We start from the raw sequence: 11,727 nt of genomic DNA on the forward strand, positions 1-11,727 counted from the left end.
GGATGGGCCACTGCGGCACCGCGCAGGCGTACGCCGGGAGGCCGGCGGCAGTGCCGCCGGCCTCTCGGTCGCTCTTTCGTGTGCGCGGCGTGCCGCGCGGTGTCAGCCCCGTACGGGCGAGTCGTGCGCGTCGCGCTCGGGGTCGCCAGGGCCGGGCGCGGAGTCGTCGAGCCCTGCCGCCTCCTCCGGCTCGGCGAGCCGCTTGGCGACGCCCGCGTTGCGCGCCTCGGCCTTGGCAGCCAGCGCGTCGATGGCCGCGTTGAACTGCTCGATGGAGGTGGGCTCGTCGGGCCCGAGCAGGTAGTGCTTGAGCTCGGCGCGGCGCTCCCGCAGCCGGTCGGCGGCCGGGTCGGCGACCGCGGCGAGCAGCTCGTCGATGCCCCGGGCGTCGTTGGTGAGTATCACCGCGGCCCGCACGGCGGTGTTCTGCCGCCTGAACTCGGCCTCGCCGATGCCCGCCGAGTCGGTGACCGCGTACGGCTTGCCGCTCGCGATGAAGTCGGACACCACGCTGGAGATGTCCGAGACCATGGCGTCGGACTCGTTGAAGCAGTCGTAGAGCCGGGGCTCGGCGCCCGTCACGGTCCTGTGCTCCCACCAGCCGAAGGAGCGCCAGTACGCCTCGTTCCACTCGGCGCGCAGCCGCTTGGTCTCGTCGAGACGGTCCTGGTCGGCGACGGAGAGGCGGGAGACCTCCGCCTCGTCGCGGCCCGCACGGCCGGAAGCGGCGAGCGTGTCGAGCCTGGCCTGCACGCGCGCCATGGTCTCGGCGGCCGTCTGCCGCTCGGCGCGTGCCGCGGCCGCTGCCTCCTTCCACCGGGGGTCGGCGGCGCGGGCCGCCGTGTCGGCTTCGAGCAGCTCGGTGATGCGCTGGTGCACGGCCTTGGCGCGCTTGTCGCGAATGCCGGTGAAGGGGTGCGGCTTGTAGACGACCCGGACGGGCGAAGGGGCTTCGAGCAGCCTCTTGACGATGTTCTCGCCCGCGAGCAGCAGGGAGGTGTTGCCGGGGTTGTCGTCCCAGCCCTCCCAGGTCGGCGCGTACAGGACGGTCGGCACGGGGTTCTTCTGCGCGCCGGTCCAGGGCGTGATCGGCGCCAGCTGCGGGCGGCCCACCTCGACGATGTCGTCGTCGCGCACGCCCACGTCGGCGAGCGCGTACCGGTCGCGGCCCGCACGGCCCGCCGTCCACACCTCGTCGTACACCTTGGAGTACGGGTTGACGCTGGCGATCTTGTCGCTGTCGCCGTGGCCGATGAAGACGTGCTTCATGGTGGGCACGCGCAGCAGGTGGATGTTCTTGCCGACGTTGGCCGCGTAGAGCGCGACCCGCACCGTGGAGAGCTCCAGGTTCATCAGGTGGGTGCCACCCGGCACGCAGACCACCGGCACCGACGTGGGCGCGAGCTGGCCTGCGATGCCGCGCTCACGCAGCACGACGAGCGGGCGCTCGACCTGCTCCATCGTCTCCAGCCACATGTTGACCTGGTACGCGGACTCCTTGGAGCCGGAGAAGTACAGGACCGTGCGCGGCCGGTAGGCGCGCAGCCAGTCGTCGATCGCCGCGAGCACCTTGGGGGCCGGAGGAACGATCCGGCGGCGGCGCAGGCTCGGCGCGAGCAGCAGGATGTAGAGCAGGCCGAGCCCGGTGGAGATCGCGGCACCTGCGTACCCGTAGAGGAAGGTACCGGTCGCCGCGGCGGCGAACACACCGATCTCCATGGGCAGGTCGAGGTGGAGCATCTTCGCGACCGACTGCGCCATCAGGAACCGCCGCGGCGCCGGCGCGATGTGCAGCGCGCTCAGGTCGACGTTGCGGGTGACCACCGGCATCGAACGGCGCTTCCTGATCAGGGTGACCAGGGCGCCCTGCACGGTGTTGAGCGCGTAGAAGATCAGGAACGCGGCGACGGCCACGTACGTCAGCGTCCTGCTGCTCAGGCCCATCCGCGCCAGCAGCAGGATGAGCAGCAGCTGCCGGGCGAGGAAGCGGATGGCGATACCCGCGCGCACCTTCTCCAGGCGGTTTATCAAGTAGCTGCCGCGCTGGTGGAGATAGCGGTCGGCGACATAGGTGACGATGGCCGACACGGCGAAGAACCACAGGTTCGGGATGAGTGCGGCAAGCATGACGCACGGGTAGCCCAGTCCCATGAGGACTGCCGCGGCCAGCTCTGACCGGCTGCCTACACGAGCCAGTCGGATGGCGGTCGAAAACACGGGGAACCTGCTCCATCGGTGCCGTTTACTACACGGTATGCGGAAAATGTGAACAAGGAATTCACGCACTCGGGCCTCTGTGATCGCGGGGCAGCGGTCACAGAGGCCCGTTAGTTACAGCTTTGGCTGGGATTATTACACATCGCCATGGCGGTCGAGCACGGCGGCCAGCGCCTGCTCGAAGCCGGACGCCTCGGAGGCGCCGCGCGTCGGGTCCTGCTGCCGCACGTCGATGACATGGCCGGTCAGCTCGGACAGCAGCACGTCGAGCGAGGTGCGCGCGACGGCCTCCGACGACAGCAGGCTGCCCGCGGGCTCCTCGCCGAACGCCTTCGTGCGCATCGGGGTCGCCGTGCGCTCCGGGTTCACGCAGTTCACCCGGATCCCCTCGCCCGCCCACTCGTCGGCGAGCGCCTGGGTGAGGTTGACCATGGCGGCCTTGGTGGACGAGTAGAGGCTGTACTCGGCGCGCCCGCGCGTGTAGCTGCTCGACGTGTACAGCAGGAGCTGGCCCTTGGTCTCGACCAGGTACTTGTACGAGGCGCGGGCGATCTGGACCGGCGCGAGGTAGTTGACGTTCAGCGCTTCCTGGATGGTGCTGTTGTCCGTCTCGGCGAGCTTGCCGATGCGCAGCACGCCCGCGGTGTTGACCACGTAGTCGATGCGCCCGGTCTCCGCGTACGCCTTGGAGAGGGCGTCGTCCACGTGCTCGGGGTCCTCCACGTGCGTGCCCGTGGTGGAGCGGCCGAGCGCGTACACCGTGGCGCCGTAGCCCTCGGCCATCTCGGCGATGTCGGCGCCGATCCCGTACGAGCCGCCGAAGACGACCATGGTCTTGCCGGAGAGCAGTTCGCGGTACGCGGCCTCGTCGGCCTGCGCGGGCGCGGCGGTGGAGGCAAGCTGGAACAGCTTGTCGGCGATGAACACGTCGACGGGCTGGGTGACCTTCATGTTGTACTCGTCGCCCGCGACGACGTGCACGGGCACGTCGGGCAGGTACTTCAGCACGACGGAGCAGTCGTCCGTCGCCTGGAAGTTGGGGTCGCTCGCCGCCACCTCGTAGGCCCTGCGGATGGTGGAGAGCTTGAACGCCTGCGGGGTCTGGCCGCGGCGCAGCCGGGAGCGGTCGGGGATGTCCGTGATGAACTCGCCGTCGTCGCCGTGCGTGCGCGTCACGATGATCGTGTCGGCCGAGGGGATGGCGACGTCCACCGCCTGGTAGCGCTCCAGCGCGTCGACGCACCCGGCGATCACGTGCTCGGAGAGCAGCGGGCGCACCGCGTCGTGGAAGAGGACGTTGCGGTCCTCGCCCTCGGCGAGGCCCTCGCCGAGCAGCGAGATGGCGCGCTCGGTGGTCTCGTTGCGGGTGGCGCCGCCCTCGACGACCCGGGTGACCTTCGTGAACCCCGCCTTGGCGACGATCTTCTCCACGTCGGGGACGTACCCGGGCGCCATCAGCACGACGATGTCGTCGATGCACGGGGCCTGCTCGAAGACGGCCAGGGTGTGCTCGATGACGGCTTTGCCCGCGATCTTCAACAACTGCTTGGGGATCGAGAGCCCCACACGCTGACCGGTGCCGCCGGCGAGGACGACTGCCGTGGTTCGGGTACGAGCGTCACGCGGCGCAGACACAGAGGAACCTACCTAGCGAAGAATGGTGGAGCGGCACGATGGTTGCACTCTCAGTGACCGGTGCGCAAGGCGCAAGCAGTCGGCCGCGGGCTTCCGTGCACCCCAACTTAACCCGTCCATTGGGAAAACAATCAATGCGGTGGAAAGGGCAGCGTGAGCATGACGACATTCCGCCGCACAATCCCTGCACAGGCGCCGGGAACACCCGGCCGATTTCCCGCCATACCCGCGTGAATCGCCGCGCGCTGTCGCGCCGGGTGCGGGGGCCGTGCCCGCCCGTCTGCCACCGGGCCGGAGGTCGCTGCGGGCCCGCGGGGCGGGCCCGCAGCGGCCGGCGGGTCAGTCGAAGGGGTCGAAGTCGCGGTACTCGCGGGCCGCCTCGTCCCGCTCTGCGTCGCGGTCGCGGCGGCGCTGCGACGCGGGCCGCGGCGCGTCGAAACGGTGGTCCTCGCCGCGCCTGCCGAGCATCTCGGCGCCCGCGGCCATCGAGGGCTCCCAGTCGAAGACGACCGCGTTCTCCTCGGGGCCGATCGCGACACCGTCGCCGGGGCGTGCGCCCGCCTTCAGCAACTCGTCCTCCACACCGAGGCGGTTGAGCCGGTCGGCGAGGTAGCCGACGGCCTCGTCGTTGTTGAAGTCGGTCTGGCGCACCCAGCGTTCGGGCTTCTCGCCACGCACCCGGTACAGCCCGTCGTCCTCCAGCGTGACCCGGAAGCCCGCGTCGTCCACGGCCTTGGGCCTGATGACCACGCGCGTCGCCTCCTCCTTCGGCCGGGCGGCGCGCGCCGCCGCGACGATCTCGGCGAGCGCGAACGACAGCTCCTTGAGGCCGATGTGCGCGACGGCCGACGCCTCGAAGACGCGGTAGCCGCGCGCCTGGAGGTCGGGCCTGATCATCTCGGCGAGCTCGCGCCCGTCGGGGATGTCGACCTTGTTGAGGACGACGACGCGCGGCCGGTCGTCGAGGCCGCCGTACTGCTTCAGCTCCTCCTCGATGATGTCGAGGTCGGAGAGCGGGTCGCGGTCGGACTCCAGGGTCGCGGTGTCCAGCACGTGCACCAGCACCGAGCAGCGTTCGACATGGCGCAGGAACTCAAGGCCGAGGCCGCGGCCCTGGCTCGCGCCCGGGATGAGACCCGGCACGTCGGCGACGGTGAAGACCGTCGAACCCGCCGTGACGACACCGAGGTTGGGGACCAGCGTGGTGAAGGGGTAGTCCGCGATCTTCGGCCGGGCCGCGGAGAGCACGGAGATCAGCGAGGACTTGCCCGCGCTCGGGTAGCCGACCAGCGCGACGTCCGCGACGGTCTTCAGTTCGAGGACGATGTCGCCACCGGTGCCGGGCTCGCCCAGGAGCGCGAAGCCGGGCGCCTTGCGGCGGGCCGAGGCGAGCGCCGCGTTCCCCAGGCCGCCCCTGCCGCCCTGCGCCGCCACGTACGTGGTGCCGTGGCCCACCAGGTCGGCGAGGACCTCGCCGCTCTTGTCGAGCACGACGGTGCCGTCGGGCACGGGCAGCACGAGGTCCTGCCCGTCCTTGCCCGAGCGGTTGCCGCCCTCGCCGGGCTTGCCGTTGGTGGCGCGCCGGTGGGGCACGTGGTGGTAGTCGAGCAGCGTCGTGACGGACTGGTCGACCACGAGGACGACGTCGCCGCCCCGGCCGCCGTTGCCGCCGTCGGGGCCGCCGAGCGGCTTGAACTTCTCCCGGTGGACGGAGGCGCAGCCGTGGCCTCCGTTACCCGCGGCGACGTGCAGTTCGACGCGGTCCACGAAGGTGGTCATGGTGGGCTTCCTCCCAGAAGAAGACGGTGGAGCGGGAAAGCTGAAAAGGAAAAAGGGAAAAAGGGAAAAACGGGGAAACGAGAAAACGGGGAAGAGGCGGCCTCGGGTGCCGTTGCTCCCTGGGTAACACGCAAAGGGCGGACCCGCTTCCCGTCCGGGAAGGGGGCCCGCCCTGAGCGCAGAACTGGTGTACCGCCGTCGTCGTCAGGCGACGGGGACGATGTTCACGACGCGGCGGCCGCGGCTGGTGCCGAACTCGACCGCGCCGGCGTTGAGCGCGAACAGGGTGTCGTCGCCGCCGCGGCCGACCCCGGTGCCGGGGTGGAAGTGCGTGCCGCGCTGGCGGACGATGATCTCACCGGCGCCGACGACCTGGCCGCCGAAGCGCTTGACGCCGAGCCGCTGGGCGTTGGAGTCGCGCCCGTTCCTGGAGGACGAAGCGCCCTTCTTGTGTGCCATGAATCCTCAGTCCCTTACTTCGCAGCCGCGGGGATACCGGTGACCTTGATCGCCGTGTACTGCTGGCGGTGACCCTGGCGACGGCGGTAGCCGGTCTTGTTCTTGTAGCGCAGGATGTCGATCTTGGCACCCTTGTGATGGTCCACGACCTCGGCCGTGACCTTGATGCCGTCCAGCACCCACGGGTCGCTGGTGACGGCTTCCCCGTCGACCACGAGCAGGGTCGAGAGCTCGACCGTGTCGCCCACCTTGGCAGTGGAAATCTTGTCAACCTCAACGATGTCGCCGACAGCAACCTTGTGCTGGCGGCCACCGCTGCGCACGATGGCGTACACGCGGATCTCACTCTCACTCGGAACGGGAACCTCTGACGCCAGCCGCCCGCACGGCCAGGGGCCGTGGCAGTCCGGAATGGATGAGCGGCCTCCCCCGGGGACCGGGAGGTGGGTGCTCAGAGGCGGGCATGCACACAGACACGCCGAGGGGAAGAATACGGGCGGGCGGCCCGGAGGGTCAAACCGGCCCCTGCCACCCGCCCGCGGACCGCGCGGGCGCGGGCGGCGGCGGGCGCCGCCCGTGCCGCGCAGCGGCCCGGCCGGGAAGCGCCCGGCCGGACCAGGACCGCGGGTCAGGCGTCCGTGTCCGCCTGGGAGACCACGCCGGACGGCGCGGACTGCTCGGCCGCCGCCGTCTTCTTCGCCGACGACTTCTTGGCGGTCTTCTTCGCCGTCGACGACTTCGCCGCCGTCGACTTGGCCGCCGTCTTCTTGGCCGCGGTCTTCTTCGCCGTCGTCGCCTTCTTGGCGGGCGCCTTCTTCGCCGGGGCCTTCTTGGCGGCCTTGCGGGCCGTCTTCTTGGCCGCGGGCGCCTCGGACGCCTCAGCGGACTCGCCGGGCTCGCCGGACTCGCCGGACCCTGCCGCCTCGGACGCCGTGGCCTCCCCGGCGGCGACGGCCGCCTCGGACGCAGCCGCGGGTACCTCGGACTCGGCCTCGGCTGCCCCTGCGGGGGACTGCGCCTCCTCCTTCTGCGCACCGGAGACCACCACGACCGTGCCGCCGTCGCCGGACGGCGGGCCCGCAGGCGCGCTGACCTTGCGGGTCGCCCTGCGGCGCTCGCGCGGCGGCGCCGCGACCCGGGCGGGGGCGGGCTCGGGGGCCTGCTCAGCCGCGGGCTCGGACTCGCCGGCCCCGGACGCGGCCGCGGGCACCACGACCTCGGCGGGCGCCTCGTCCGCCGTACGGGGCGAGCCGGCGGGCGCCGACACCTTCCGCGTCACCCTGCGCCGCGAGCGGCCGCCGCGGCCGGTGGCCGCCGCCTCCGCCTCCGCGACGCTGCTGTACAGCTCCTCGTCGGGTGTGAACTCGGGCGAGGGCAGCGCCGTCGGAGCGGCCGCCTCAGCGGCCACCTCGGCCGCCGTCTCGCCGGTCTGCGCGGCGGCCGAGGGCACCGGCTCGCGCGCCTCGTCCTGCCCTGCGCCGTGGTCGTGCTCGTGGTCGGCGCCGCCGGAGCCGCCGCGGCGCTTCTTGCCACGCTTGCCGCTCCCGCCGCCCGCCTGGGCGGCCGGCTGCTCCATGTGGACGATCACACCGCGGCCGTTGCAGTGCACGCAGGTCTCGGAGAACGACTCCAGCAGGCCCTGGCCGACCCGCTTGCGGGTCATCTGCACCAGGCCGAGCGAGGTGACCTCGGCCACCTGGTGCTTGGTCCTGTCGCGGCCCAGGCACTCCAGCAACCGCCGCAGCACCAGGTCGCGGTTGGACTCCAGCACCATGTCGATGAAGTCGATGACGACGATGCCGCCGAGGTCGCGCAGCCGCAGCTGGCGCACGATCTCCTCGGCCGCCTCCAGGTTGTTCCTGGTGACGGTCTCCTCCAGGTTGCCGCCCTGGCCGGTGAACTTCCCGGTGTTGACGTCGACCACGACCATGGCCTCGGTCTTGTCGATCACCAGGGAGCCGCCGCTCGGCAGCCAGACCTTGCGGTCGAGCGCCTTCATCAGCTGCTCGTCGATGCGGTACGTCGCGAAGACGTCCACCTCGCTCGTCCAGCGCTGGAGCCGGTCGGCGAGGTCGGGCGCCACGTGCGAGACATAGCCGTGGATCGTCTCCCACGCCTCTTCGCCGCTGACGATGACCTTCGAGAAGTCCTCGTTGAAGATGTCGCGGACGACGCGCACCGTCATGTCGGGCTCGCCGTACAGCAGCGTCGGCGCGTTCGACGAACCGCTCGCCTTGGACTTCTTCTTGATCTCCTCCCACTGCGCCTGGAGGCGCTCCACGTCGCGGCGCAGCTCGTCCTCACTCGCGCCCTCGGCCGCGGTGCGCACGATGACGCCCGCGTCCTCGGGGACGACCTTCTTGAGGATCGTCTTGAGGCGGGCGCGCTCGGTGTCGGGGAGCTTGCGGCTGATGCCCGTCATGGAGCCCTCGGGCACGTACACGAGGTAGCGGCCGGGCAGCGAGACCTGGCTGGTGAGGCGGGCGCCCTTGTGGCCGATCGGGTCCTTCGTGACCTGCACGAGGACCGACTGGCCCGACTTGAGCGCGGTCTCGATGCGGCGCGGGCCGCCGGAGTGGCCGAGCGCGTCGAAGTTGACCTCGCCCGCGTACAGGACCGCGTTGCGGCCCTTGCCGATGTCGACGAACGCGGCCTCCATGGACGGCAGCACGTTCTGCACCTTGCCCAGGTACACGTTGCCGACGTACGAGGTGGCCTGCTCCTTGTTGACGTAGTGCTCGACGAGCACGTCGTCCTCAAGGACGCCGATCTGGGTGCGCTCGCCGTGCTGCCGTACGACCATCACGCGCTCGACGGCCTCGCGGCGCGCGAGGAACTCCGCCTCGGTGATGATCGGCACCCGGCGGCGGCCCTGCTCGCGGCCCTCGCGGCGGCGCTGCTTCTTCGCTTCGAGGCGCGTGGAGCCCTTGATCGACTGGACCTCGTCGGAGCCGGTGCGCTCCTCCTTCTTGCGCGGCTCGCGGACCTTCACGACCGTGCGCTCGGGGTCGTCGCCGCCCGCCGCCTCCGCGTCCGCGCCGGAGTCGCCGCTGCGGCGGCGACGCCTGCGGCGGCGACGGCTGCTGGACGAGCCGCCTCCCTGGCCGCTCTCGCCTTCGTCGGCGTCGTGCCCGTCTGTGTCGTGCCCGTCGTCGGCCTGCCCGTCGTCGGGACCCGCGGCGCCCTCGCGGTCGTCGGCCGCGCCGCCGTCCCGTGCGTCGCCCGCGCCCTCGTCCTGGGCGTCGCGGTCGCCGTGCGCCGACTGCGTCTCGTCGCCCTCGTCCGCCGCGTCGCCGCGGCGGCGCCTGCGACCGCCCCTGCGGCGGCGGCGCGACGGCCGGTCGTCCGCCGCCTCGTCGTCGGCGCCGTCCTCGGCGGCCGTGTCCTCGGCGGCGGCCTCGTCGTCGGTGTCGGTGGCGGGGGCCGGGATGGCGGCGGCCGGGGTGGCGGCGGCAGCGGGCCGCTGGGCCGTGGCGGCCTCCTGCTCGGCAGGCTCGCCGCGGCGGCGGCGCCGCCTGCGCGCCTGGCCCTGGTCCTCCGCCGCGCTCTCCGCCTCGTCGGTCCCCGCGGGGGCGTCAGCGGTCTGCGCGCCGCCCGCAGCGGCGGCGGCAGCGGCGGTCTCGGGGGTCTGGAACATCGGCTCCGTGAAGACGGGCGCCTGGAAGACGGCGACCGCGGGGCGTGCCGTCCTGCGGCTGCCGCGCGCGGGGGCCGCGCTCTCCTCGACCACCTCGCCGGTGCCGGTCTCTGCGACCCTGCGGCGGCCGCGGGAGCGCGCCGGGCGCTCCGCCTCGGGCGCCTCGGCGGGGGACGCGGTCTCCGCGGACTCGGGGGCCGCGCCCTTGCGGGTGGCGCGGCGGCGTGCACGCGGCGCGGGCTCGGGCTCCGCCTCCTCGGACACGGCCACGGCCTCCGCCTGGGCCTCCTGCGCCGGCTCCGGCGCAGCGGCCTTGCGGGTCGCGCGGCGGCGTGCACGCGGCGCGGGCTCCGCCTCCTCGGAGACGGCCACGGCCTCGGCCTCCGTCTCCTCCTGTGCGGTCCCGGCCGCCCGCTCCTCGGCCGGCTCGGGCGCCGTGGCCTTGCGGGTGGCGCGGCGGCGTGCACGCGGCGCGGGCTCGGGCTCCGCCTCCTCGGACACGGCGGCGGCCTCGGCCTGCTCGGATCCGGTGGCCGCGGGCTCGGGCGCCGCGGCCTTGCGGGTGGCGCGGCGCCTGGCGCGCGGCGCGGGCTCCGCCTCCTCGGCGGCGGTCGGCGCCGCGGCCGGCTCCTGCTCCTGCTCGCTCTGGGGCGCGCCCGCGGGGGCGGTGGCCCTGCGGGTGGCGCGGCGGCGCTGGCGCGGTGCGGCCTCGGCCTCGGGCTCCGGCGCACCGGCCTCGGGGGCGGGCGCCGCGCTGGGCGCGGCCGGGGTCTCGGCCGTGACCTGCGCGGACTCGCCGCTCTCGGCTCCGGTGGGCGGGCCCGCGGGGCGCGAGGCCACGCGGCGCCTGCGGCGCGGCGGCAGCGTGTCGCTGGGGCTGTTGTTCTCTTCCGGGTTCTCTCCGGCCGTGCCGGAGGACAAGGTCTCGTTGGACATCCGGGCGTTTCTCCCGTCACGTTCCCGGGCGCCGCGCCTGGTTCCGGTCCGGCGGCGGTCCGCGCGCTGCGCGTCCGCCACCGCCCGGGGCGCGGGCGCCGCACGGGAACTCTGTGTCTGGCTCGCCGGTTCCCTACCCGCTTGTCCCGCGGGTACGGCCTGGCGAAAGTCTTCTGGTCTGTGCGCTGCCCGATCCAGGTGGCTCCCGGATTCGAGGGCGGCGCGCGACGACGGTCCTACGCGGGGACCGGGTCCCCTCCCGCCGTCGCGGCGGCGGTCCCCGGGGCCGTGGTGCGGCCCGCGGGCTCCGCCTCGCGGTCGGGCGCGAGCGGGTCGGTCACCGTGCCGGACTCCTCGTCGAGGGGCCCCTGCGCCAGCCTGGTCACCGCTGCGGGGACCGGCGGCGCCAGGTCGGCCACAGCTCGGAGACCGGACAGGACGTCGTCGGGTCGTACGGCGGGTGTCGCGTGCCGAACAACCAGCCGCAGTATCGCACAGGGGGACGTACCCGCGGAGCCGCCGCCCTGGCGGGGCTCCGCGACGACCCGCAGGTCGACGACGGCGGCGCGGGCGTCGAACGCCCGCATGCCGTTCTTGGTGCGGCGCTCGACCTCGACGCTCTCCGCGGCGAGGAACGCGTCGACCGCGCCCTGGGCGGTGGCGTCCGCGACGCCGTCGAGGCGCAGCTCCCACACGGAGGCGGTCAGCCGCTCGGCGAGCCCGGGGACCCTGGCCTCCACCGCGTCGACGACGTCGAGGCCCGCGGGCAGCGACGCGTCGAGCAGGTCACGCAGCGCGCGCGGGTCGCGCGGCTGTGTCAGCGCGATCTCCAGGAACTCGGCCTCGCTGCCCGTGCCGGTGGGTGCGGCATTGGCGTACGACACCTTCGGGTGCGGTGTGAACCCCGCCGAGTACGCCATGGGTACCTCGGCGCGGCGCAGCGCCCGCTCGAAAGCGCGCTGGAAGTCGCGGTGGCTGGTGAACCGGAGGCGGCCGCGCTTGGTGTAGCGCAGTCGGATGCGCTGCACCGCGGGTGCGGGCGGCGGGCCTTCGGGCTGTCGCTT

The 11,727-nt window shown here is 73.2% G+C and carries 7 protein-coding genes; all 7 read right to left on the bottom strand.

The genetic code is table 11. The features are described from left to right. Positions 1-102: 102 nt before the first annotated feature. Positions 103-2,217: a hypothetical protein gene (locus AB0910_RS05570; protein ID WP_366743215.1), complete on the bottom strand. Its 2,115-nt coding sequence runs from the start codon at positions 2,215-2,217 to the stop codon at positions 103-105. 135 nt (positions 2,218-2,352) lie between these two features. Beyond that, on the bottom strand, positions 2,353-3,852 hold the full coding sequence (locus AB0910_RS05575) for a bifunctional cytidylyltransferase/SDR family oxidoreductase (RefSeq protein WP_366743216.1): 1,500 nt from the start codon (positions 3,850-3,852) through the stop codon (positions 2,353-2,355). A gap of 339 nt (positions 3,853-4,191) precedes the next feature. Beyond that, the gene (gene obgE / locus AB0910_RS05580; protein ID WP_366743217.1) at positions 4,192-5,631 is read right to left on the bottom strand and encodes a GTPase ObgE; all 1,440 of its coding nucleotides are present in this window, start codon (positions 5,629-5,631) and stop codon (positions 4,192-4,194) included. A 204-nt stretch (positions 5,632-5,835) separates the two neighbouring features. Next, positions 5,836-6,090, bottom strand: coding sequence for a 50S ribosomal protein L27 (gene rpmA / locus AB0910_RS05585; RefSeq protein WP_345653479.1), 255 nt, complete (start codon positions 6,088-6,090; stop codon positions 5,836-5,838). A gap of 14 nt (positions 6,091-6,104) precedes the next feature. Next, entirely contained in the window at positions 6,105-6,425 is a 321-nt protein-coding gene (rplU, locus tag AB0910_RS05590; RefSeq protein ID WP_225017587.1) for a 50S ribosomal protein L21, read from the bottom strand. A gap of 293 nt (positions 6,426-6,718) precedes the next feature. After that, entirely contained in the window at positions 6,719-10,663 is a 3,945-nt protein-coding gene (locus tag AB0910_RS05595) for an Rne/Rng family ribonuclease (RefSeq protein ID WP_366743218.1), read from the bottom strand. Positions 10,664-10,899: 236 nt separating this feature from the next. Continuing rightward, a complete protein-coding gene (locus AB0910_RS05600; RefSeq protein WP_366743219.1) occupies positions 10,900-11,691 on the bottom strand; it encodes a TIGR03936 family radical SAM-associated protein in 792 nt (263 codons plus the stop codon). Positions 11,692-11,727 lie beyond the last annotated feature (36 nt).

The sequence above is a fragment of the Streptomyces sp. NPDC047002 genome (genome assembly GCF_040704505.1).
Taxonomy (GTDB): domain Bacteria; phylum Actinomycetota; class Actinomycetes; order Streptomycetales; family Streptomycetaceae; genus Streptomyces.

Coding starts and splice junctions, on each gene's coding strand:
- obgE (WP_366743217.1), bottom strand. CDS start 5,631: ATGACCACCTTCGTGGACCGCGTCGAACTGCACGTCGCCGCGGGTAAC.
- rpmA (WP_345653479.1), bottom strand. CDS start 6,090: ATGGCACACAAGAAGGGCGCTTCGTCCTCCAGGAACGGGCGCGACTCC.
- AB0910_RS05595 (WP_366743218.1), bottom strand. CDS start 10,663: ATGTCCAACGAGACCTTGTCCTCCGGCACGGCCGGAGAGAACCCGGAA.